The following is a 22,759-nucleotide window of genomic DNA, read 5'->3' as shown; positions in this document are numbered from 1 at the left end:
AATGGCCAAGCTGAAACTGGGACCAATCGCCGACGACAAACCTGTCAAGGTCATGGTGGAACTCCCCGCGGCATTGCACCGTGACCTGACCGCTTATGCCGAGATCCTCGGCCGCGAGACGGACCAGAAAGTTGTCGATCCGGCAAAGCTCATTGCACCGATGCTGGCGCGATTCATGGCGGCAGATCGGGCGTTCACCCGAGCCCGGCATGGTCTAAAAGGCAGCTAGATTCGCCCGCGGACGATGATGGGTATCAAGGCGCAGGATGCAGCCTTCGGAGAAATGAGATGAAGGGAGCTATGTCGGGATCACTCGCCATCGATCCAACGACGGCATTGAGAAACGCGCAGCTGCAAAGGGGCGCATCCAACCCGATCGATGGTTGGACACTCTTCCCCGGCCCCCTTGGTTCAACACGGTTAAGCGCTTCATCCAGATCGGTCAGAATGCTGCGTATTTTAGCCAGTAAATGTTCGCCGGCAGCTGTCGCCTTGACCCCGCCCGGGTGGCGTTCGAACAAAGCAACGCCCACCATCAACTCAAGATGCCTAATCCGCCTGCTGAGCGCGGAATGATGAATTCGCAACCGCCGGGAGGCACCGAGAAAGCTACCTTCCTCGGCCACAACGATCGTACAGTAAAGCGTGACCAGTTGAATGGAGCGCCACATTGCGCTTCCTTTGTGCGGAGATGATGCAGCGCTTGTCACAAGATTGAGTTGTGAGTGTTTGGGCTGCGCGTCTTGCGAAGCCTTTGGAGAGTGCGTTCATCGAAGCTCGCTGTCACCGCCACCGTCTCTTCGCCGCCTATGACCTTCGGCAACCCCAGTGGCGTCACCCTGAAATGCAACTGCACCAGCCGCAGCAGCCACAGCGGGTTCATTTCGATGATGATCGTGTCGATGTTTCTGTCCAATCCCCACTCGACGATGCCGGACAAAAGCGCATTCGCCACCGGACTGAGCATCCGTCCCCGTTCGCGATATTGTGGCTCGACGCAGTAGCGCGTCCATTCCCAGATGTTCTCGCCGACCGGCCGCTCGCCTTCGCTAAGGTCCGATAGGACCTCTGACAGCAGGTGGGGCCGCGTCGAAGGCAGCATTCGCTGGTAACCGACAATGCGGTCCTCGGCTGTAAAGAGCATGTGGACTGCGTGCTCATCGTCGAAGCGGTCCATTTCACGACCGTCTTCGCGCCACAAATCTGTCCAGCCCTTTTCTTCGACAAACACCCTGTGGCGAAGACGGAACGCCTGATCCAACTCTGCCTGATATTCTTCCGCATTGTGCGCCGTAACGACAAGAAGCATCTTGGTTGTCCTCCAGTTCGAGGTCAACCAATGGTCCTTTCCGAAAGAAGGCGGCATCACGTAGTTGCGTGAGATTAGGCGATCAAGCCCAGGCGGAAAGCTTCCGCGACAGCGTGTATTGTGCTTGTAACGCCGAGCCTCTCGCGCACTAAGCGCAAGTGAGTATCCACAGTATTGCGGCTGATGTGGAGATGATCGGCGATTTCGTCCACGGTGAGGCCTTCGGAAGCCCATCTGAGAACATCATGCTGCCGCGGAGAAAGACGCGCTGGCCTCGTGTTCCGCTTTCCGTCTGCGAGAACAGCCGCGCAGCCAAGAGCGTAAGCAGCGATGAACTGAAATGCGAGACGGTCGTGAGAATTTGGTTCGAGCTTTTCACCTGCAATAGAAAACCCGACCGCCTGACCTTCCAACGTCGCGAACGGTATCGTCAAGCCCTTGCGTAGTTTGAACTCAGTAGCCTCCTCCATCACCCGTCGGCCGACGCGGCAAACCCTGCACACTTGATTGATCTCGCTCCAAAGGAAAGGTGCATTACCCCGATTTACAAGTTGAATGGTAGGGTCGCGATAGAGATAGCCATTTGAAAAGTAGCGCTCGGACCACTGTTCAGGCCAAGCGTTGAGCAATACGTGTGAAACCTGCTCACGTTTCAGGGCTCGAGGCGGAGGAATTGAGCCTGCCAGCAGGTTCGTGGCGCCAAATCGTCCAGCATAACAAAGTAGGTGCTGACAAATCTCTTGTTGGGTCGAACTCCCCCGAATTCTACCAACGGATTCAAGCGTGTCATCAAGACGCCTGCGCCAAATTGCGGTTTCTTTCATCACCGTCAGTTGCCATCCATACAGGGCAGGAGCCGCTGCCGCAGCCTAAATGTGTCGCCCTCCGTCCGCTTCGTATCCGACAGACTGGAGCGGTATCACTCATCGGGTCTATGGGGTGGTGCAGTCGCTGTGCACTGACTTCTGGTCTCCGGCCCGAGGCAGCCTTTCCGTGTTCGTCACGCGATCAAATCTGGCCTAAGCAGCGCTCATAAGACTAATCTTCCTGACGAGCAGTCCGCTTCGATCTTCGTGCCATAAGACGCCGATCGCCGGGCAAGATCCGCGATGATTGAGCGGCCCATCTCGCTCCTGGCTAGCACCGGCACGCGCCTCGTGTGAGGTAGCCCCGTCTCAAGAGATTTCTCTCCGCCCAGGATGATCGGTTCCAGTGACATGGCACTGAGCGCCCCGCCCTCATTGAAGCAGCAACGGGCGACAACGCTTTTCCAGACGTCGGCCGAGTTCCACTCAGCCTCGTGCTCTGGAACGTGAAAGATGAAATTGCCGAGCCCAAAAAACAGTGGGGCAGATTTGTAAATCTCCATCGGCTGCAGCACAGGCGCGCCGTGGCAGGCAAATATCCGCGCACCGGCGTCGACGCACCTTCTGGCGAATACTCTCACCCAGTCGGGAACTTCGCGCCAGTCGGGCTCCCAATGGTGATGGTGAAGATAGGCTATGACGAACTCACCACGGTGGGCGGCGTCGCTTATGGCGGCAAGCTGGTTGGACGCACTGGTTTGGTCCATGAGAATGTGCCGTCGGTTCTGGGCCGACCGTCGGAACACCGTCCCATAGAAGTCAATATCGCGAGGGTCGCTCACGACTGGCGGATCGTCTGGTTGGTAATAGTTTGCCCTCTCTAACTCGCCGCTCTTGAATGTCGACTGTATGGCGGTCAGCATGTCGAACTTTTCAGGATCGACCCCGAAGAGCCGACGCACCTCCAGCCTGTTGACGCCTGGCCGAGCGGGCCTGTCGGAAGCTGCGTCGTCGGCATACATCGTCGCCGGTCCGGGTCCGGCATCCATGGCAGCCAAGGTAACCGTCTTGGCTCCCAACCTCTTCGATCGGGGTGTCATCGCGGTGGCACGGTCAGCGCCTGTGCCGGCATGGAGAAACCCGCGCGCGCCCACCTCCTCGATAGTGGACAGCACCCCACCTGGACCCAGGTCAAAGGCGTGGTTGTTCGCCAAGGAGAGAGTGTTGATACCCATATCTTCCAGAACGTCGAGGACCAACGGTTCGGAGCAACCGAAAAACGATCCCTTCATCGGCCAGCCAGGGTGACGTCCCGTTATGGTCGTCTCGAGATTGGTGAAGGCGACGTCGGCGGTCTTCAACATCTGCACAAGGTCATGAAAACTGCTGTCCGATGACGCGCGGATATCGTGATGGATCAGGGATTGGCCAGTCATTGCCACGGTGAAGGGTGTCATTGTTGGACCGAATCTTTTCAAAAGGACGAACTTCAGGGGAGGGCATGGCGGATCCTGTTGCTCCGCCATGCCGCAATTTGGAGAACTTGCGCGATGGCGCTCAGGGCGTCTCGGGTGGAGAGATGTCGAAGCCGAACCATTGCAGGCTGAGTTTCCTCAACGTGCCGTCGGTGACCGCGCCGGCAATCGCCTTGTTGAACGCCTCCACCAGGTCGCCATCGTCCTTCCTGATGCCGATGCCAATGCCGGGTCCCCACGTCCCGCCAAAGAGTTGCGGACCATAGAAAGCTGCGTTTTGTCCGTCCGGACTGTCCAGAAACAGCTTCCAGTTGGAGTAATCGGCTAATCCGCCGTCGATCCGGTCGGCGGCGAGATCAAGCTTCAGGTTCTCCAGAGAGTCGTAGCTCCGGATCGTCGCCACTTTGCCGAACAGGTCGGTCAAGACTGCCTCGGAATTGGAGGAGCGCAGCACGCCGAGATTTTTCCCAGTCAGGGCCGCCTTGAGCTGGTCGAGGATCGCCTGTTTGCCGGCGTCGATTCCGGTGAGGTCCAGCTTCAGCTTTATGTCGGTTGGCGGCAAGTTCAGATCCCGGCGCATGACGATCTGGTTGGTGCCGATCGCGTAGGGCGCAGAGAACGATATGGTCTTCTTGCGCTTCTCGGTGATGGACATCCCAGAGATAATCGCGTCGTATTTTCCAACGGTAAGTGCAGGGATGATCCCGTCCCAATCCTGCGCTACGAACTTGCATTCGATGGCCATGCGGCGGCACAATTCCTTGCCGACGTCGATGTCGTAGCCGACGAGCCGGCCGTTGGAATCGATCGAGTCCCATGGCGGAGATGCACCCTCGGAGGCGATGGTGATCGCGGTTCGAGTGCCGGCGTGAGCGCCCATCGCCCATAACATGGCTGCGAAGACGATCGGCAAAAGATGTTTAGGCATGATTTGATTCCCCCTTTTTTGGTTGCGATGTCCGTTCGTGGGTTCAGAGCGTGTAGACCCGCGCCAGATCCGGCTGCAGCCCGCAGCAGATGCCGACGCTGTCGGTGCGCCAATGCCTGGCCAGTTCGGCGAGATCGATGTGTTCGCCATCGGCTGATCCGAGCAGGATCGCTTCGTCGCCGAGGGCAGCATCCGGAATGCAGGTCAGGTCGACACGCACATGCTCCAGGTGCAGGGGAGCAAGCAGCGGGATCCGCTTCCCACGGATGATCGCGCTGGCGCCAAATGGCAAATCCCTCGGCAGGCCGTGTCCCCAGCCTATGCCAAGCACGCCGATTTGCATGTCGGAGCTATAACCGGGCAGATCAGGTACAGGGCCTATGCTGGCATCGGCCCGTTTGACCGAAACGAGCCGAGCCTTGATCGCGTGAAGCGCTGGTTTGAGGGTGAGTGGGCGTGCCGCCCTCGCCGTGTCCGCGATGCCGAACAGCATTGCCCCAGGGTCGACCGCATCCAGATCCATCTCGGGATGGCGCAGCACTCCGTCGCTGCTGGACAACATGATGATAGCGGGTCGTCGACTGATAGTTGCCAAAAGGTCTTTCAGGCGGCTCCACTGCTCACTGGCTGTCGGCCCGGTGCCTGGAAGTTCGTTCAAATGCGCGTACAAGCCCTTGACGTCGATATTGGGTGTAGCGGCGGCCCTATCGAGCAATCCTTCGATCTCGGACGGAAGTGCGCCGGCGCGCCAGAAACCGAGATCGACCTTGACGAAGGCGGCCAGCCTTTCCGATGTCGCCGCCCAGGCGTCCAACTCGGATACATTCGAAAGGGTGATTGTGAGGTCCTGCTTCGACACATCCCTGGCCCATTGGGGACTTATGCCGGGATAGAGCAGAATTGGCGTTCGGGAAGCTCGCGAGCGGACGCGATAGGCGTCTCGCGCTGAGGCAACGCCGAACCCGTCCACCCCCTCGGCCGCCAGTACAGCTGCGACCTCTGCGGCGCCACAGCCATAGGCATCGTTTTTGAGGCAGGCAAAGATCTTGACGGCGGGTCCCACGGCAACCCTGACAGCGCGATAGTTGTGGATGATCGCCGAAAGGCTGATCTCGCGCCAACAGGACGCTGCAGCTGGGGACGCTAACTGGGACAGCGCATCCGTCATGGCGAAATCCGCCGCAACGAGAGCATCGCCGTCTCTCGCGCTACTTTCGGCTTAGCGCCTGCGAGGTGCCTCTCCAGAAGGCGAAAGATCGAGGTTACTAGGTATGTGAGAGCGAGATAGATGACGCCTGCGGCGAGGAATATTTCATAGGGCGCGAAAGTCTCGGAAACGAGCCGGCGCGCTACGCCGGTGATTTCGAGAAGCGTCACCGTGCTGGCCAAGGAACTGGCTTTCAGCAGCCCGATGACCTCGTTGGTGTAGGACGGCAATGCCGCGCGGAACGCGATGGGAAATGTGATGAGCCTTGCCTGCTGCAAACGTGACATGCCGACGGCTGCCGCGGCTTCGACCAATCCGCGAGGCACCGCCTGGATTGCACCCCGGAAGAGTTCCGTCGTGTAGGCGGCGCTGTTCAGCGAGAAGGCGAGCAGCGCGCACCAGAAGGGGTCGCGCAACAATACCCAGAGGGGGCTGTGGCGGATCACGTCGATCTGGCCGAGGCCGTAGTAGATAAGGAAGAGTTGCACCAGCAACGGCGTGCCGCGAACCACGTAGGTGTAGGCCAGTATGGCCGACGAAAGATATCGGCTGTCCGATGCCCGCATGAATGCCAAGGGCACGGAGATGACGAAGCCGATCACCAGCGACGGGACCGTCAGCGCTATCGTCAGGAACGCTGCGTTCGCCAGTGTCACGATACTTTGGAGGAAGATGTCGATCTGCATCTATCTTCCTCCCTCAGCGCAACTGGCCTGGCACAGCGATGTGTTGCTCGAGCCTTCTGAACGCCAACAGCGAGACGCTGGTGAGCAGCAGGTAGAGCGCGGAGGCGGCCAGATAGAACGTCAGCGGCGCCCTCATGGAGCCCGCGCCGACGAAGGCGACACGCATAATATCTGTCAGGCCGACCACCGAAATCAGCGCTGTATCCTTGAGGAGCGAGATCCAGAGGTTGCAGAAGGCCGGCAACGCCACGCGCACCATCTGCGGCAAGATCACGAGCAACCAAATCTGCCAGGATTTCAGGCCGATCGATGATGCGGCTTCCCATTGCCCACGCGGGATACTCAAGATCGCGCCGCGGAATATCTCGGTGGAATAGGCGCCAAAAATGACGGTCAGCGCGATGACCCCTGCCGAGAGGGCGCTGATCTCGACATATCGGCCGATCGCGAATGTGATCGCGGCCGTTCCTCCGAAATAGATGAGGAGGATCACAAGCAGTTCGGGCACGCCCCTGATCACGGTCGTGTAGACCTCGGCCAGCCACATCGGAATCCGATACGCTGACAGCTTCGACGCGGCGCCGGCGAGGCCGACGGCGGTCCCCAGCACACCGCTGATGGCCGCGACCAGCACTGTCATGCAGAGTCCGTGGAGGAATTGTATGGCGAAGCCGTTCATGACGCAGGTCGCCCCATCAATAATGCGATTGAAGGAATCGGCGGAGCCGTTCGGAAGCCGGCTCAAGGAATAGCTGCCGCGATGGCCCCTCTTCTTCGATTTTGCCGTCGTGCATGAACGCAGCGCGCGTAGAGACCTCTCTGGCGAAGGCGAGCTCATGGGTTACCAGAAGCATAGTGCGCCCCTCCTCGGCCAGTGACCGGATGACCTTGAGCACCTCGCCGGTCAACTCGGGATCAAGCGCCGACGTCGGCTCATCGAACAACAGAACGGCGGGCTCCATGGCGAGAGCCCGGGCGATGCCCGCACGTTGCTGCTGCCCGCCCGAAAGGTGGTGCGGATAGTGATGGCGCCTGTCCGCAAGGCCGACCTGCGCGAGATATTGCTCCGCGACCCCGATCGCTTCCCGCCGTGACTGTCGCAGGACGTGCGTTGGGCCTTCCGCGACATTCTCAAGGATCGTTCTGTGCGGCCACAAGTTGAAGCTCTGAAAGACCATCCCCAGGGAGGCCCTCACCCTTTGAATCTGGCGCCGGTCAAGAATGGCGCCGCCACGGCCGTTTACCGCCTCGCGAAGCTTCAACCGCTCACCCAAGACCCACATGCGCCCGCGGTTCGGCATCTCAAGCAGGTTGAGGCAGCGCAACAGCGTGCTCTTGCCCGAGCCGCTGCTTCCCAGAATGCCGATCACCTCGTGCCGGTGGGCAGTGAGCGTAACGCCGCGTAGAACGGGATAATTGCCGAACGATTTTTCAAGTCCTTCTACCCTGAGGGCCGCCACATCATCGCAGCCTGGCCTATCGAGATCGGAGGGTGCCAACGAAACGGCTCCCGCCGTACATGCGATGCGCGCCAACCGCTTTGGCAATCGAGCCTTCCCGGAACTGGGACAAAAGCTCCGCACTGCTGCCGACCAAGGTCGCATCATCCGTCATTCCCGTTCTGCGTTGAAACCCGGCAGCGGCTGGGCGACGCCCGAGAGTTCATCTCAGCGGGCGACGAAGCTTGACCGTGATCTGGCACTACAATCGGCCAAGAGAAGTGGACCGGTCAATTTATAAGCCAGATTCTTTTCATATAAGCTGAGCTAATATAGCCAATCGTGCGCTAGTGCCGAAAACGCGCGTTTTCTGCCCAATAATCGTGCTTGCTCAACAGGTCACGCTGCCGCATGATAAGTTGTTGTCGTGTCGGTCAACGACTGCGGGCGTAAAAGCGCCGGGCACGACCGACGGGAGCAAACTTGGTCGAGATTGCGAACACAGGGGTAACACTCCGCCAGCTGCAGATTTTCCGAGAGGTCGTGCGACTGGGGTCTGAACGTCAGGCCGCCAAGGTCCTTCGCGTCACCCAGTCGGCGGTAAGCCAACAGGTCGCGCAATTGGAGACGGCGCTTACCGTGCCGCTGTTTAGGCGCGAGGGAAACCGGCTCGTCGCAACGGCGCAGGCCTGGGAATTGCTTCGCGAGATCGATGGGACGTTCTTGAGCCTTGACAGGGTTGGAAAGTCGATCGCGGCGCTGAAGGGAATTGAGGGTCATGCAATCGGCATCGCGGCGCCAGACATCTTTTGCTTCACCCTTGTCCCGCGGGCTGTCAGGCAGATCCGTGTCGATGACCGCTCATGTGTCTTCCACGTCAAGTCGGGCAGCTACCAGGACGTCGCAGAGCATGTTCTCAACGGGCGTGCTGATCTGGGCCTATCGCGTCTACCACTCGACGAAAGACTCTTTGATTGGATGCCGGTCGCGACTGCGACCAATGTCTGTCTCTTTCCGGCGGGGCATCGGCTGGGCGAGAAGGACCTGATAACGCCGGAAGATTTGCGCGACGAGCCAATGATAGATATAGAGCCGCGCCAAAATACTCACCAGATGGACTTGAACGCTCTGCGCTACATGGGCGTGGAGCCGAATATTGCCGTCGAGGTTGACGCCAACGGGCATGAGGCTGCATTCATTGCGGCTGGTATCGGGATCTCGGTGACCAACAGTATCGTTGCGAAAGAGTGTGCGTTCTTTGGCCTCCAGTTTCGGCCCTTTGAGCCAAGCGCAATTTATCACTACGTCGTGTTCTGGCAGCGGGGACGCAAGTTAAGCGGCCAACTGCAACTGGCAAGGGAACGGCTCGCCGATGCGCTGCGGGATCCCGCATGACGGAATTGGCGTTGAACCGGCAGCATCTCCGGGCAAACCATCTAACGGAAAAGCTGGCGGCTAGTTGCAGGCACCAATGACTTGGTTGCCGCGCAAGCCTTGAGCGATGCTTCGGAAGCCTCGACTTGGTTCGCACCCGGGTCGCACCGGCAGGGCTGGGTAACGATGCCGGCGCAACAGGCATCCTAGTCGTCATCGTCGAATTGATATGCTGGACGCCGCAGGATGATGCCCTTGTGCAGCGCTGAGTTGGCGACAATTGCTTTAACTGCGGACAGCGCCCTGCGCGGTACAACGACCACTTCATGATCAAGTGCGCGGGCATGCTCGACCAAGCTCGAAAGCCTGAGGTCAGTTGCCCCGCTCTCGATCTTGGAGATATGGCTTTGCGGCACTCCGATCCGTGTGCTGAGCTTGCGCTGGCTTAGCCCTTTGTCTCTGCGGGCGCGACGCAGAGTTTGAATGATGTCGTCGGTCTCATGGCGCATCGATATGTCTCTGTATATCAGGTGAAACGTCTGATATGCTTTGGCATATCATTCGATTGCGAGTCAGAGGACGCGACCTCTTCGATGAGTGCTGTGTCTGGAACGGGCTTTGAAACGTCGGTTCGGCGTGGCTCGAAGGACCGTAGCTTGGCCCTTCTTCGTGCTGCCTCGGCCTGTTCTCCCCTGGTGGTGGGGAAGCCCGCCAGTTCGTAGGCCTTAAACATCGAGCCGAAGCGTTCAGCGAACACGCGATACGTGGGCAGTTGTGAATCCGCATCGATAAGCGCTAGTGTAACGTATCCGAACTTATTATGTAGTCGCCGGATACCATCTAGAAGTTCATCATTGGAGTACCATCGACCGCGCCTAGCAACCGCCCGGCACTTGTACCCGACAATTGCGTAGGCGGCCCGACGGCTTCCAAAATGCTTATCGTAAGATCTTGCGCAGGGCGTGTATAGGCAGTCATCAATTATCCTCGAAGACAGTCTTTTTCTTTCCTTAAAGAGCCGCTTCAGTCTCTTGAGCATGTCGGCTTTTGTAAACCCGTAGCCACGTTTAAATGCCAACTCCCGCTGCGCTTTCGCAAAAACCTTACCGTCGACAATCGGGTCCATCATCTTGACTCTAACCCACAGAAACGGAGGGTTGCGTTTCGTTTCTCCCCTCATTTTTTGCGTCGTTCGGTTGTACACGTAATATCCAACCATCAGCTCGCTGGTCAGCACGCTTTTGACACGCCCGGGGGTCCACGCGCAGCCGTCGGTCGAAGGAACCAGCTCATCGTTCAGCACCTTCACAATGTTCAGCATGCTTCGCTTTTGACTGACAAACATGCGAAAAATTCGGCGAACTGTTCTGAGCTCCTCCGGCGGGCCTGGCACAACAATCACACGATCAGTGCTCAGTCCCTTTTGCTCACCGGGTCCGAGCAAAAATCGGGGCTCACCATCTTTATTGACCAGGAGCCGTCGTATCCCATACGGCAAATTACCACCTTGCTTAAACCCAAGGCGTGCCTGCTGCGTTTGCGCCCTTGAGATTTTCGACGACAATTCCCGGCTGTACTCTCCCGCCATCACGCGCTTCAGATTTTTGACGATGCTCGAAACCATGCTGCCATCGTTTTCGAAAGGTTCACCGCAATACTCAACGCTGACTCCAGCATCTCGACAAAGAAACTCGTAGTGTGCGGCCTGGTCCGTATCTTGAAATCGACCCCACCGGCTTACATCCAGAACCAGAACAGCTGAATAAGCGTGTTGGCCTGTCACGACATCGGCCAACAATTGCTTGAGACCATCCCTCCCTTTCAGGCTTAGCCCACTTTTGCCGGCATCGGCATAGGTCTGAACGACAGCATACCCCCATGTTTCTGCATACTCCGCGATTGCCGCGGCCTGGTTTTCCAGCGAATAGCGCTGGTGTTCGGTTGACATGCGGATGTATTGCGCCGCTAGCACACGAGGCATGCTTGGCAACCCAGGCGCCATGGTATCTCCTCGGATAGCTCAGGCCAGATATCAATAGAAGGGCGTGCTTCCGAAGATCGAATATTACAACGCTCACGTGCTCTAACCAAGACATATCGGGTGTTAAGTTGCCGCGCTGTTCATCTCGGCGATGGCCTTTGCCGTCCTCGGATCGTCGGCCGAGGCGTGCCGTGACTCTAAACTTGCCGCGCAAGTGCTTCGCGCGGCTCGAGACGTTGGGTCGCTGGTAACCCCAAGCGAATACACATCAGAATGGCGGATTGATTGTCAAAAACTCCGTACTAATTGCCGTACTAATTGGCAAAAAAGTACGGCAACAAATCACTAAACATCTGAAAACGTTGGTGATCCCGACAGGAATCGAACCTGTGACCTACAGATTAGGAATCAGGCTCGCTGCCAAATGATGGTCAATCAAGCGGCAACGTCTGCTTCTCGCCGAAGAGCGAGAATTGGAAGTTTCGCGGTGGCGCGTTTCTGCGTCGACGCGATGCAGGAGCCATTCGAGATGGGCGTGCAATCGATGGTCCGAGATCCAAGCGTCCATCTCGACAGATCGCATCGTGAGAGGGGGCGGGCGCTTGGGGTGACTTCCCAGGAAATGGATAGTTTACCGATGCGTTCGAACATTAGTTGACGGCAGGCCGCCCGAGGATCGCTGCTATGACGCCGGGAAGCTTGTCGTTCCGGATTGAGATGAAGTCTCGCGATAACGTCAAGGCGTCGGATGCTCCACTCCACCCGCCTTTGCCTCCGTGTTCGGCGCCGAAAGGTCGAGCGCCAGCGCGCGCGCTTCGCCGGGCTGCAATTCGAAATGCTTGATCATGTCCTCGAACAGCCCTGGCTCGGGCTGGCCCAGCGCCAGCCGATAGCGGGTCAGATCCTCCTGCAGATCTCTAAGCCGCACCGCGTTCTGGCTGAAGCGAACGTCGAAGGTGATGCTGATCGGTTTATGCGCGGGCGGCGACCACCAGCGCTCTAGGCCCATGCCCTCTTTCTTTCCGTCACGAGCCGCCTCGAAGATGGCCCAGAATGGACTCTTCCGGGCGCCGGCCTCGAGGCCAGCGGTGGCATAGGTATTCGCGAGAGAGCGCCGGACGCAAAGACTCGCATATCTGGCGATCCGGCCCTCACGCTGCTCGAAGTCGACCGGATCGCGGGGCAGATCCCAATGCACGACGCGATCGCACCAGACGTGGAAATCGAGGCCTTCCTGGCCGACGGAGGTCGTCGCGAGAACATGCGGCCAGAACGGCGAGTTGAAGGCGCGCCGCAAGCTGTCGGAGCGCAGCTTCTTGTCCTTTGCCGTTTTCGTCTTGCTGCGTTCCGCCCCGGCATAGGGGACCACCGCGTGGACGCTGACGCGCTCGGGCTTGCGCACCTTGTCCTTGCGCATGCGTACCCGTCCCGCGCGGCCGAAAAACGCTTGACCCAGATGTTCGAGCGGCGTGGCGTCGCCGATCAAGCGCATCACGGCGAGATGCTCGTCGACCACTGCCTCGAACCCGCCGATCAGGATAGCGCGTCGCAGGGCGTCGGGATAGGAAACGCGCTTTTTGGGCTTGCGCCGCGGCAGGATCGCTGGCCCGAATATGCGCTGGCCAAGATAGGGCCGCAGATCGTGCCAGCAGAATTTGAAGGCGTGCGCCAACCCCTCGTCTTCAGGCAGCAGATCGGGTTGATGGCGAAGCAGGTTCCTTCCGATCACCATGCCCGGCGCGGACAACAACCAAATAGCAAGGAGCTTCACTTCGGACTTCGAGATCGTCCCTTTAAGCTGGTGAGGATTGTATTTCAGCCAGGATTTCCGGGTACGGGTCTTCAGACCGGTCACGTGCCGCAGTGCCTCGACGATACCGCCTGTGCGATCGAGCGCCATCTCGATGTCGAAAGCCAGGGCCCAAGGTTTACGATCGGTCTCTTCCCGCTTGGCAATTGTAAACCCCATCTTATCGAGCCATCCAGCTAGCGCCTTTGTTGCCAATTCGCCTACGTCCGCCACCACGCGGCTGGCGTTGCGCGCCGGATCGATTGCTTCGGCGAGATTGGGCCAGGGCATGAAGGAAGCTATCAGCGGCCAGGGAGTCTTCGGCTCGTAGCGGAGATAGGGTTGAATCGTCTTGATTGCCTTCTGCCGGCGCTGCACATCGAGGCTGAGCATAGCGCTGACGGCAAGCGGAGTGGCGATATAGCGGCTGAACAACAGGGCCTTTCCGACGGGCTTTTCGCGCGCGGACAGCTCCGCCCACTGTCCACCAAGTCTCCACCAGGGGGCGGTCGGGACGGCCCACGGCAGGCCGAGCAGGGCGAGATCGACCGGCGGTGGCTTCACCGGATCAACTGATTCATCGGCGACCACGAGCGCGCGGATCTGGGGGTGCGCCGTCTGCGAGATCGGTAGCGCGCTGGTGATCTTGGGCAGGTCGGTGAAGACCTTGCTCACCTTGTAGTCGAACAGCGTCTCTGCCGGATACGGAACAGAGGACCAAAGCGTTGTCACCCATCCACTCATCTCGGGCATGGTCTTCGAGACAGCCTGCGCGAAATGTCGGAAAACGCGAAGATCGTTCGGTTCGACAACCGTGTTGTGGGAACGGCGATCGAACAGTTCACCGGTTATCGTCGTTGCACGTTCGGTGCGGGCGATAATCGGCCGAAGCGCGACCTCGACGTCCATCTTGGCGGCTTTGACGGTGCTTAGCGCGGCCTTGCGGTCGCCCTTGGCCTGAAGCGAACGATGGTGCTCGGCGATCCGCTCGGCTGCCACGTCGGCCGCCGCCTTGGCTTCGTCCCCGAACAGAAACCGCACCAGCTTGATGAAGCTTCGATATCGGCTCGCCTCGACCTCGGTGCCATCGACCCGCAACAGCCGATAGGGCGTCGCCGACATCAGCAACAGTGCAGGACGCTGGAGCGCATTGTGTCCGCCCAGCAAAGTCCGGATCAAAAGGCGCTGGACCTTCTGCCGTTCCCCCTTGATACCGGCCAGTGTGTCGTCATTGGGCAGGATGAGATCGGCATAGCGGTGAAACTCGTCGAGGATGAGCAGATGTGGTCGCGTCGCGGGATTCGTCAGCGCGACCAGCGCCAGCGCCGCACGGGCGCGCAGGATGAACTCCGGAATGTCGTTTGCCCTCGCGTCCAGCCAGGCGCGGAGCTCAGCGTCGAGATCGAAGCCATCGAGCCCCATGATGGTCACCAGGGCAGCACGGAACGGGGCAGCGAGATGTTTCGGCGCCTTGGGCTTCCAGCCGAAGTGCCGGTGATGGCCTTCCTGGGCGTTTCGTTCGTCCAGCAAGCTCAGGCGTCGCCAGAATCTCGGTGCGACACGAACGAGGAGTGATGCTATGAGCTGACGTTCTTCGACCTTGCCGCCGCGTTGCACGGCTTTCCATCCCGGAAGACTGGTGTCGGGTGTATAGGAGAAGATACGGAACTCGCTCACCGGTTCGGTGCCGGTCATCGCTGCCGCAAGCGATAGTCGATCGGGAGGACTTTTCCAGCTGACATCGAGCGTAGTCAGCTTGGTGAGATTTTGCGACGCGATGTCGAGGTTCGGGCAAAGATAGACAACATTGAGCGGGCCATCACGCAGTGCTTTGAGGCGCTGAGCGACGGACTTCGACGATATGGTCTTGCCCAGGCCAACCTCGTCCGCAATCAGGAACCGACGACTCCCGGAATCGCTCTTGAGCGCGCGCAAAGCGGCCTCGACCGTATTCTGCTGGAAGGGCTCAAGCGACATGGGGCCCACCGATGGCAAGGCAGGCGCGCACGGCGGACCAGAAGGAATCGACTTCGTCCAGCTGTCGCAAAGCCTCGACGCCTTCCTCATCCTCGCGCTCGCTAAGATCCAGTCGAAAGCCGTCCAGAACCTCGGAAATAGCCGTCGCACGCTCTTCGAATTGCGCGGGATTGCGAGCCCAGGCCGCGAGCACTTCTTCCAGAGCGAACCGGCCATTTCCGAATGGACCGTCGCCGACACCCCAGGAGCCGCCGTTCTTGTCCGCTCCCGCCCACGTGGTGGATTCGGTCGGCGTGATACCCTGCAGGCGCCCGCGAAACCAGACGGCAAGGTTGGACGCTCCGATATAGGCGGCCGTCGCGGCGCGGTCCCGGGCAGGTGCATCGAATCCTGGAAATTGCACTGCCTGCGCCCAGCCTCTTTTCACCGCCGGATCGCCTCGCGATATCGCACGGAAACTCACCAGAAATGTCTGCAGCTTAAGGGGTACCTGACCCGGCCGCAGGACGATCCGGCGCGAGTTCGTTGGCCATTCGACCGCGGAATCCGGAAACGTAAAGAGCCACGCCTCAAGCCGGTAGTCTTCGAGGAATGCATCCAGGCTGTCGGACGCATCGAGGTAGAGACCATCAGCATCGCTGGTAAGGACAAAATCCAAGTCGAGAATGGCTTGCAGCGCGTCATCGAGCGCGCGGGCAGCTGCCTCCCGCTCCAGCGTCTCTTCGCTCGGTGGCGCGACAGAGGCGAGTTCCTGAGCCTCTACGAAAGCTTCGAATGTGCCGGCGATGGCATCATCAATATCGAGCTCGGCCACAAGTTCGACATTGCGGCCGACAAGCCCACGGCCCGTAATGTTCGCGCTACCGATCCAGAGCCGATTGCGGGTATCGCTCTTTTGCAGGATGAGTTTTGCGTGAAGTCCACTCATCCTGATCGGATCGGGCGCTTCCGTCTCGGACGTCTCGTCCTTGGTGGCCACCAACGCTGGTTGGTCCGGCCGGGGAGGTTCGTTGACGCGCACTTTCATGCCTGCCTGCTCGCCCAGCGCGTTGGCGGTCGTAGGGATCGTCAGCAACTCCATGGTTGAGCCGAAAGGCCGCGGCGCCAACGCCTTCAGGCCGCCGGCATTGACGAACGGGCTAACAACAAGGGTACGCCTGGACTTTGGCAGCGGCGTGAAAAAGTGCTTTGTCGTGCCGAGCGAACGCCAGTGCAATTTGCGAAACTTGACGCCCGCCGGCGCCTGCCAGCGAAGCTCGGCGAGCTCGACCAGGATCGCCTCGGGCCAGTCGAGCGGCCCGGCCAGGGCGCGGATCATTTGGGCGATCTCCGGAATCCGCTGCCCCTTTCTGGCCGGCATCCCGTGCAGCAAGAGACCGGCTTCGCGATCGGCGCTGATGGTGAGGTTGCGACTGCCCAGCCAGAACCGCCATTGGATCGACTTGTCATCTCCCAGGTAGCGCGTGAGGAGGGCTTTTGGATGCCAGGAGGCACCGGGTTGCGGCCTGACGGCATGCAACACGCCGTCGAATAGATGAAGGATCCCGAAATGGTTTCGGGCGGGCTGCAATCTGCCCTTTTGATAGAGAATCCTGAGACGCGGCCCGAGGGAACCGAGTGCGTCGGCGAGGCACATCGGGCCACCACTCAACTCTTCATCGACCGCACCTGTCATCGATATGAGCATCGCGGTGACCGCGACCAGGTCGAGCGAGTATGTGAGACATGCCATCCGGTCGATGCCGAGACCAGGGTCGGGTCGCATCGCCTCGAACACCGAGTAGGCCTGCTGCGCGCCGAAGGCGGTGTGTTCGCTCATGCCGCCGGCGCCAGTTCGTTCAGGAAGCCGGAGACCTTTTCCCAGCGATAGGTCAGGGGCCATGGTTCGAACGGCTCCCACGGTTTCCGTCGATCATCCGAGCCGTTCAACAGCAGCGCGCGATCATCCTTCAGCGCATATTCGCGTTTCAGGAAGGTCGGTTGAAGATAGCTGTAGTCGGACATCTCCCTCGCCACCCAGTGCTGGACCGCAATGAGGAGGGGTTTCAGCCCGCCGAGCGCGTGCACGTCGTCCTGTTCGAGACGGTCGAGGTCCAACGCGAGCGCTTTCGCTTTATGGGTGCCAAGGGCACTTGCCAGCATTTGGTCAGGCGATCGCACTGTAGACCCGTCCGCCCTTTTGAGATCGCCGACCATGGCGATGTAAAGGGCGCGCGCCAGGCAGACGAGCGATGCGGCCTGGTCGGCGCGGGTGAGCTTCAGAATTTCTGTCGAAGAGCAGAGCTTGCGTACGACCGGACTGGTGATCGCCGCAGGCGCTGCTTGCCGGCGCTCCGCGAGACGCGACAAGAGCGATATGTTTCCTTCCGGATCGCGCAGCTTCGACCAACCGGCGCGGATCTTCTCATCCTCCCGTGTCCCGAGATCTAGCTCGAAACTGAGCTCTCCCTTCTTCCTCGCCCATCCTGTCGGCATGTCGGGCGGATTGACGAAGATGGCGCGTCGCTCGCTGCTGGCGTCGACCTCTGGGCGGTCACGGCGCGTCAGCAGATCCCAATGCCGAGTAAGATCGCTGCGATACGGCGGAGCTGCGGTGGACTCGAGTGGAGCGAGCAGTCCCCATGTTCTGAGCGCGCTCCAGTAGATCCCGCTGGGCTTGGATACGGGGCTGCCCCCTTTGCGCAGGACGCGACCGCCAATGATCCCGGTGCCGTCTTTGTGACCGTATTTTTCGAGAAGCTTGTGACCGGTACGGTCCTCGATCTCAGCGAACATTGCATCGGAGAAGAGGCCGCCAGGGGATCGCTCAGCCATCTCCTGCAGCGCCCAGCAGATGAACCAGACATACCGTAGGCTGGTGTGCTGGACCGAGGTGCCGGGGAAGAACCGGTCGGCATAGGCGAAATGGATCACGCCGAACCCAAGTTCGTCGCGCGTACCGTCCGGTCCCGCGTCGGCGAGACTAGCCTCTGCAGCATGGCGTTCCGATTGAGAGAGCCAGACCCAGCCCAGTTGCGGTTGCAGCAATATCATTCCCCCGAAGCGAACCTTAGCGTGGCCCAGCCGTTGAACAAGCGATCAGTTCGCGGCCATGACAATATTCCTTTGCCCATAGCGAAACGGGCCCGGAGCAGCTCTCAGTTACGGTGAACACTGCTGCCGGCGATGTTGCACGGCAGCCGCGTAGCGGTCATTCAACAAGCCGGTCCGGAAAAGCGCCATATCGATCTTTGGGCCGAAGTGGCCTTTATCGATCGACTGGACTTCGTGCGGGAAGGCATTGGTCGGTGCATCACGTGAGCAAACGCAGCCGATGTCTCAAAAGATACTCGTCAGACAAAAGGGCCGAGATCAAGAAGCGTTTCACCGTATGGAGCCGGTGCTGCTTAAGTCGGCACCGAAGACAACGGCTTATCGGATCGATACGCCACGAGTTGCGTTAGTACTTTAGCGACCGCGTCTCGCGTGACATCTCGGCGATTCGGCATTCACTCGCACCGCCTCGCGGAAAGTAGCCATTTCCGGCTGATCCAGGCGAGCATTGTGATGGTCAGCGAGAAACTTTTTCACGAAGTTCACGACGTTGCGTTTGGCCTTGATCTTTCGCTTACCTGACGCGCGCTCTTTGAACTCAGCTTCAAGGCCGCCGTCAATGATGACCTTCATCACATCCAGCACGGTCTCCAAGTCGAATGACAGCTCCTTGGCCGACATAAGCTTCGGCCTGAAGTGCTTATCTTCGCCACTTTCGTTACTAATCGGCGCCTTGGCCATCAACTTCCTCCCTTAGCGGTCAACTCCGATAGATCGAACGTCATCACGCTCACGCAGATAGTCGAGTTCCTGCTGCACGCGTTCCTCGGCGATGGTCATTGATTTGATGTCCGCCTTCGGAAGCAGGAACACGAGGGTGACCTTGTGCTCATCTTTTCTGGTGCCTTCGAGGTTTGCTGAGGCCCCGGTCACCTCAAAGTTCCGACTTTTAGTCGGCACAGTAAGAGTCGAGCCAATTTTCCCCTCAAGCTCGGTGGTGAACTTAAGAGTGACGCTGTAGGTCGAGATCTCACTCCCTCCTTCCTTCGGAGCAAGGTTCCCGGATTGGTTAAAATCGAGGAACTTCTCGACGTAGTTGATCAAGTTCAGGCGTCCGGTGATGGGATACTCCCAATGTATCTTCACATCTCGATTCTGGGCGTCGCAATAGTCGTCACCCACTCCGGTACCTAGGCCCCAGAAGCTGTCCAGAACCCGAAACTGTTCAATGGAATTTCGTTCGAGGTTGTTGTGTCCGCCCAACTTGAAGCCAAGCGTTCCACCTGAAAAGGTGTGCAGCAGATCGAGGCTTGCATCTGCGTTATCGTTCTCTTTGATATCAAAAGCGAAATCGTAGCCAACTATCGCTTTTCCGTAACGATCGATGTAGGTTTTTGCCTGTCCAACAATCCGTCTTGTAGGTAACAAGAGATAGTCTCTATCGCTTTCAAGAGAGATGTTCAGCGGCTTATCGTTGTCCTCAATAATCGTCTTGATTTCGGCTCTCAACGCGTCTCGCATTTCGCATCGAATTCGCTTCACGATATCATAGGTGTCAACCCGCGAGTAATCGTGAACGTCGGGCGGATATGCGCAAGACGCAAGGAAAAGTGCTGGCAGGCAAAACCGTGCTGCTGACAACCAGTTGCGCATTAGAAGATCACCCCGCTCCCATGTTAATACTCTGATTGTGCTACTGCGGAGTCAACTGGAAGAAGTGAAATTATCCACTGTAAGGGTAAAAAGCCGCTTCAGATCGGTTTCGGCGCCGGAACTGAAGTGGTGGGCTTCCGTCTGAATCGCTGGACCATACGACGGGCAGCGTGATGCGAAGCGGGGATGATGGTATTATTTGTAACAATGTCGCGATCGCAGAATGGCGCTGCTTTGTACATCTTTGGAGTTGTTTGTGAAGCCTCAGGCGACTAACCTGCTTGGACTGTCATCGATCAGGCGCTGCCATGTCTGCGGCTTGAGTGTTCACCCCAAACCTCGGGTAGCCGTTCGGGTAGCGAGTCAGATATCTGCGGCCAGTCTCGGTGCGGCCTACTTCAAATGCCGTCAAGCTGCACCAATCGAGTTGGACTCCTTAGAGCGTGAGTTTCGCCACCATGGGACAATGGTCGGAAATCGCGAGCACGGGATCTGGGTGCGTTTCGCTGGCGGCTTTTGTCCCCCCAAACACGCCTATCGCGATATGTGTGGCTGGATGCGCGCTCGAGATGCCACGGCTGATAAGAATATGATCTAGCCCCAAGGGGTTCCGACATCCAAGGTTCTCGGAATGGCCGAGTTGCTTTCTCTCGTCTGCGCTCAAAATCTCTGTTTCGCCCTTGTGGCAGAGCGCCATTGTCATCGCGTTTATCGGACATTCTTCGGGAAGCAGCGTCACGGTTGTCGCAGCCGGGTCATCATCGAATACTTCTCCGAACAGGTCCTTTACCAGTACGCCGGCTGGCAGAGGAGTGTGCGGTGAGCTGCCATCCGTACGGACTGGACCTGTTTCGTGCACTTCGTGCCAGAAGTTCCGGTTGAAGTCCCCAAGCAGAATGACTTTATCCGCTCCGCTGAACCGGTCCTCAACCCAACTTTCAATTGGAACGATCTGTTGCTGCAGAATCCTGCAGTCGCGGTCATTACCGTCTGTCAGGTCTCCGCTGGCCTCTAGCGGCGATACGCAGGACGATTTTAGGTGCACGACCAGAACGCGAACCAGCTCTCCGTCGATCCTCAGGTCAATCGATAAGCCGGGACGCGGCTGGTCTTCTTCCGGATTGTCAGGGAGGCTCAGTTGCGGTTCGACCGTGCAGGCAACCGACTCACCAAGCTCCGCCTTCCACGCGACCGCAAGGCGCTGAACCTTGAAGTCAGAGAAAGTGCAGACGTTGTAACCGTTCCCCCCCTCCGGCAGGGCCTCTCGAACGGCTTGCTCCCCACTCACTTCTTCAAAAGCGTAGACATCGGCGGGGATGGTGTTCTGTATAAAGTCATTGAGCTGCTGTAGCCGCTTGTCATACGCGCCAACAGTCACTGGCACAGTATCGAAGGAGCGATCCTTGTAGACATCGCACACCGGGAATTTAGTCCAATCCCATTCGACCTTCTCACGAAAATTGACCTGCCAGCCAGGAATGCCCGTTCCGCTAGCCGAGGGCTTCCAGACGCCGCTGGTGGTGTCCTTTTCAAACAGACCATCGCATTTCGAGATCCAGGTCGCCGCAGTGGCCTTGTCCACGTGCCACCCCAGATTCCACGTCGCAACGGTTATGTCACGTGCTGCTGCCGGTACAAGCAGGAGAGACAAAAGAATTACAGCTACTGCACAAACACGCATGATTTCCTCGCGTTCGACCAAGCTTCAACGATATCCAATGTGCATGATTTTCGAAACGCATCATTCTCCCGAATATTGTCATTGTCCAGCGTGCGATAGAACGGGACATTGATGCCTCTTTTGAATTGCTCCGCCCGACAGCGAACTTAGCGCGCAAATTGAACCTATGTTGATCGCTGATGTCCAGCAGCTGAGCGTTGCTCCCGACCAGTACCTGGCGTTTCTGGATCGTCTTCCAAAAAACGTTTCGACAACACTGGGTCAATTCTGTCGGCCTGGGCCAGAGCCCACAAGGCCCAGGTCTCCAGATCGGTGTCGGACGCGGGCTTGCAGGAAGTGGTATTGGCCTCGCGTGCGGATTGAACATAGCCCCGGATATCATTGGCTTGCCTGAAGGCGGCTGCCTCGCCAAGAAGGCGATCTAACCGTGCTTGCTCTGCCCTTATTCGCCGCTCGCGTTCCTTGCGCTCATCTTCCTCGATACGTTTGCGGGCTTCTTCGATCAATTGTGCTTTGCGACTCACCAGCCATTCGTGGTGTGCAGTTTCGCGCCTGCGATAGTGAAGTTCGGCTCCGACGATAGTAGTCGTGACAATGTCGTCGAGGTGGTTTTCAATTGGATCGCCGTCTGCATCCTCCCATGAGAGTTTCATCCCTTCGAGCTTGTAGCCGGTCGAGATTACCGCCCGCATCTTGTCCGATGCAGGACGGGTGAGATCAGCGGAATTTCTCCAGCCGTGACGATCCTGCCCAGGCCGATCGACCATGAGCGAGAGGTCCTGGTCTCCGATGCGAACACTGAAACCGCTCGGATCTTTGCCTGGGCCGGATGGTCGTGCGCCACAACGCTCCAAGGCGACGAGAAGCGCATTGAGAATGCGCAATCGCCTTCGTTCAAACGGAGAGTCAAAGAGCGGCGCGTCAAAAATCGAGCGGTAACTCGACGCGTGGTATTTTTGCCGTCGGACATCGTCCTCTTGCAGAAGCCGTCCGATGATCCGATGGGCCTTTGCAAAGGTCTTGGGGATTCCGACTCTTCCAACTAGGGAGCGAACGCGTTGGGAAACATCGGCGACCGGCTCTTCGAAGGTTGGCGGCAGGGGAAGGTCCAAAGCAGCCAGGTTTCGCGGCGTGGGATATTGCGACCAGCGGTCGGCACCGAGTCGGATGATTTGTGGCATTCCAATGCCGCGGCGGGGCAGTGGTTGCCTGAAAGTCTTCTTCCCGGCCTGAAGTTTCGCCCAATGTCCGCGCGGCGGTAGCGGGATGTCGTGCTTGCGACAGACCTTGCAAACGCCACGTCCGAAATTCCGCGCTTCTCCGCAAGGCTCCGTACTGGCTCTGACCAGACCAAGTCATACAGTTCCTCACGAATGAATGAATCCGACATGTCCAACTCAAATAAGGTGATTGTCGCTCAC

20 protein-coding genes are annotated in these 22,759 nt (G+C 58.7%); 2 read left to right on the top strand and 18 right to left on the bottom strand.

Features of this window, described 5'->3' with window-relative positions; translation table 11 throughout:
• Position 1: 1 nt before the first annotated feature.
• Positions 2–229, top strand: coding sequence for a DUF2274 domain-containing protein (locus NLY33_RS00370; RefSeq protein WP_023708411.1), 228 nt, complete (start codon positions 2–4; stop codon positions 227–229).
• Between the two features lie 25 nt (positions 230–254).
• Here NLY33_RS00370 and NLY33_RS00365 read toward each other — a convergent pair whose 3' ends face one another.
• From NLY33_RS00365 to NLY33_RS00325, 9 genes are all read right to left on the bottom strand, one after another.
• On the bottom strand, positions 255–671 hold the full coding sequence (locus tag NLY33_RS00365) for a LysR family transcriptional regulator (protein WP_023708410.1): 417 nt from the start codon (positions 669–671) through the stop codon (positions 255–257).
• Between the two features lie 35 nt (positions 672–706).
• The gene (locus NLY33_RS00360) at positions 707–1,309 is read right to left on the bottom strand and encodes an acyl-homoserine-lactone synthase (RefSeq protein ID WP_023708409.1); all 603 of its coding nucleotides are present in this window, start codon (positions 1,307–1,309) and stop codon (positions 707–709) included.
• 74 nt (positions 1,310–1,383) lie between these two features.
• A complete protein-coding gene (locus tag NLY33_RS00355) occupies positions 1,384–2,133 on the bottom strand; it encodes a helix-turn-helix transcriptional regulator (RefSeq protein ID WP_084565923.1) in 750 nt (249 codons plus the stop codon).
• 206 nt (positions 2,134–2,339) lie between these two features.
• Positions 2,340–3,572 (bottom strand): CapA family protein, encoded by a 1,233-nt coding sequence (locus tag NLY33_RS00350; protein WP_023709502.1) that lies wholly within the window; start codon positions 3,570–3,572, stop codon positions 2,340–2,342.
• Positions 3,573–3,672: 100 nt separating this feature from the next.
• Positions 3,673–4,518 carry a transporter substrate-binding domain-containing protein gene (locus NLY33_RS00345; RefSeq protein ID WP_023708406.1) on the bottom strand — a complete coding sequence of 282 codons (846 nt, stop codon included), beginning with the start codon at positions 4,516–4,518 and terminating at the stop codon, positions 3,673–3,675.
• A 43-nt stretch (positions 4,519–4,561) separates the two neighbouring features.
• On the bottom strand, positions 4,562–5,686 hold the full coding sequence (alr, locus tag NLY33_RS00340; protein WP_023708405.1) for an alanine racemase: 1,125 nt from the start codon (positions 5,684–5,686) through the stop codon (positions 4,562–4,564).
• Positions 5,683–6,411, bottom strand: a complete 729-nt coding sequence (locus tag NLY33_RS00335) for an ABC transporter permease (protein WP_023708404.1) — start codon at positions 6,409–6,411, stop codon at positions 5,683–5,685. The genes alr and NLY33_RS00335 overlap by 4 nt, the downstream gene beginning before the upstream one ends.
• A 13-nt stretch (positions 6,412–6,424) precedes the next feature.
• On the bottom strand, positions 6,425–7,090 hold the full coding sequence (locus tag NLY33_RS00330; RefSeq protein WP_023708403.1) for an ABC transporter permease: 666 nt from the start codon (positions 7,088–7,090) through the stop codon (positions 6,425–6,427).
• Positions 7,091–7,106: 16 nt separating this feature from the next.
• Positions 7,107–7,910 (bottom strand): ABC transporter ATP-binding protein, encoded by an 804-nt coding sequence (locus tag NLY33_RS00325; RefSeq protein WP_280790714.1) that lies wholly within the window; start codon positions 7,908–7,910, stop codon positions 7,107–7,109.
• 423 nt (positions 7,911–8,333) lie between these two features.
• Between NLY33_RS00325 and NLY33_RS00320 the strand changes: the two genes are divergently transcribed.
• Complete coding sequence (locus tag NLY33_RS00320) at positions 8,334–9,245, top strand: LysR family transcriptional regulator (protein WP_023708401.1); 912 nt, start codon at positions 8,334–8,336, stop codon at positions 9,243–9,245.
• 185 nt (positions 9,246–9,430) lie between these two features.
• Here the strand turns inward: NLY33_RS00320 and NLY33_RS00315 are convergent, their stop codons facing one another.
• The 9 genes from NLY33_RS00315 to NLY33_RS00275 form a co-directional block, all read right to left on the bottom strand.
• On the bottom strand, positions 9,431–9,733 hold the full coding sequence (locus NLY33_RS00315; RefSeq protein WP_023709504.1) for a helix-turn-helix domain-containing protein: 303 nt from the start codon (positions 9,731–9,733) through the stop codon (positions 9,431–9,433).
• Between the two features lie 17 nt (positions 9,734–9,750).
• Positions 9,751–11,226 (bottom strand): recombinase family protein, encoded by a 1,476-nt coding sequence (locus NLY33_RS00310; protein WP_023708400.1) that lies wholly within the window; start codon positions 11,224–11,226, stop codon positions 9,751–9,753.
• Between the two features lie 715 nt (positions 11,227–11,941).
• A complete protein-coding gene (locus NLY33_RS00305; RefSeq protein ID WP_023708399.1) occupies positions 11,942–14,971 on the bottom strand; it encodes a DEAD/DEAH box helicase in 3,030 nt (1,009 codons plus the stop codon).
• Positions 14,961–16,790, bottom strand: a complete 1,830-nt coding sequence (locus tag NLY33_RS00300) for a phospholipase D-like domain-containing protein (protein WP_023708398.1) — start codon at positions 16,788–16,790, stop codon at positions 14,961–14,963. The genes NLY33_RS00305 and NLY33_RS00300 overlap by 11 nt, the downstream gene beginning before the upstream one ends.
• Positions 16,787–17,998 carry a DUF6361 family protein gene (locus NLY33_RS00295; protein ID WP_156932646.1) on the bottom strand — a complete coding sequence of 404 codons (1,212 nt, stop codon included), beginning with the start codon at positions 17,996–17,998 and terminating at the stop codon, positions 16,787–16,789. Before NLY33_RS00295 ends, NLY33_RS00300 begins: the two co-directional genes overlap by 4 nt.
• Before the next feature lie 420 nt (positions 17,999–18,418).
• Complete coding sequence (locus NLY33_RS00290) at positions 18,419–18,745, bottom strand: hypothetical protein (protein WP_023708395.1); 327 nt, start codon at positions 18,743–18,745, stop codon at positions 18,419–18,421.
• Between the two features lie 12 nt (positions 18,746–18,757).
• Positions 18,758–19,657 carry a Y4kA family protein gene (locus NLY33_RS00285; RefSeq protein WP_156932647.1) on the bottom strand — a complete coding sequence of 300 codons (900 nt, stop codon included), beginning with the start codon at positions 19,655–19,657 and terminating at the stop codon, positions 18,758–18,760.
• Between the two features lie 436 nt (positions 19,658–20,093).
• Positions 20,094–21,359, bottom strand: a complete 1,266-nt coding sequence (locus NLY33_RS00280; RefSeq protein ID WP_023708393.1) for an endonuclease/exonuclease/phosphatase family protein — start codon at positions 21,357–21,359, stop codon at positions 20,094–20,096.
• A 143-nt stretch (positions 21,360–21,502) separates the two neighbouring features.
• Positions 21,503–22,519, bottom strand: coding sequence for a hypothetical protein (locus tag NLY33_RS00275; protein ID WP_023709506.1), 1,017 nt, complete (start codon positions 22,517–22,519; stop codon positions 21,503–21,505).
• Positions 22,520–22,759: the final 240 nt, after the last annotated feature.

The organism is Mesorhizobium sp. C432A, assembly GCF_030323145.1.
In the GTDB taxonomy this organism is placed as follows: domain Bacteria; phylum Pseudomonadota; class Alphaproteobacteria; order Rhizobiales; family Rhizobiaceae; genus Mesorhizobium.
This window is presented reverse-complemented; position numbering and strand designations above follow the sequence as displayed.

Excerpts from the sequence above, each read along its gene's own strand:
- alr (WP_023708405.1), bottom strand. The coding sequence starts at position 5,686 with ATGACGGATGCGCTGTCCCAGTTAGCGTCCCCAGCTGCAGCGTCCTGT.
- NLY33_RS00355 (WP_084565923.1), bottom strand. The coding sequence starts at position 2,133 with ATGAAAGAAACCGCAATTTGGCGCAGGCGTCTTGATGACACGCTTGAA.
- NLY33_RS00335 (WP_023708404.1), bottom strand. The coding sequence starts at position 6,411 with ATGCAGATCGACATCTTCCTCCAAAGTATCGTGACACTGGCGAACGCA.
- NLY33_RS00370 (WP_023708411.1), top strand. The coding sequence starts at position 2 with ATGGCCAAGCTGAAACTGGGACCAATCGCCGACGACAAACCTGTCAAG.
- NLY33_RS00330 (WP_023708403.1), bottom strand. The coding sequence starts at position 7,090 with ATGAACGGCTTCGCCATACAATTCCTCCACGGACTCTGCATGACAGTG.
- NLY33_RS00365 (WP_023708410.1), bottom strand. The coding sequence starts at position 671 with ATGTGGCGCTCCATTCAACTGGTCACGCTTTACTGTACGATCGTTGTG.
- NLY33_RS00305 (WP_023708399.1), bottom strand. The coding sequence starts at position 14,971 with ATGTCGCTTGAGCCCTTCCAGCAGAATACGGTCGAGGCCGCTTTGCGC.
- NLY33_RS00360 (WP_023708409.1), bottom strand. The coding sequence starts at position 1,309 with ATGCTTCTTGTCGTTACGGCGCACAATGCGGAAGAATATCAGGCAGAG.
- NLY33_RS00310 (WP_023708400.1), bottom strand. The coding sequence starts at position 11,226 with ATGGCGCCTGGGTTGCCAAGCATGCCTCGTGTGCTAGCGGCGCAATAC.
- NLY33_RS00290 (WP_023708395.1), bottom strand. The coding sequence starts at position 18,745 with ATGGCCAAGGCGCCGATTAGTAACGAAAGTGGCGAAGATAAGCACTTC.
- NLY33_RS00285 (WP_156932647.1), bottom strand. The coding sequence starts at position 19,657 with ATGCGCAACTGGTTGTCAGCAGCACGGTTTTGCCTGCCAGCACTTTTC.
- NLY33_RS00315 (WP_023709504.1), bottom strand. The coding sequence starts at position 9,733 with ATGCGCCATGAGACCGACGACATCATTCAAACTCTGCGTCGCGCCCGC.
- NLY33_RS00350 (WP_023709502.1), bottom strand. The coding sequence starts at position 3,572 with ATGACACCCTTCACCGTGGCAATGACTGGCCAATCCCTGATCCATCAC.
- NLY33_RS00275 (WP_023709506.1), bottom strand. The coding sequence starts at position 22,519 with ATGCCACAAATCATCCGACTCGGTGCCGACCGCTGGTCGCAATATCCC.
- NLY33_RS00300 (WP_023708398.1), bottom strand. The coding sequence starts at position 16,790 with ATGAGCGAACACACCGCCTTCGGCGCGCAGCAGGCCTACTCGGTGTTC.
- NLY33_RS00345 (WP_023708406.1), bottom strand. The coding sequence starts at position 4,518 with ATGCCTAAACATCTTTTGCCGATCGTCTTCGCAGCCATGTTATGGGCG.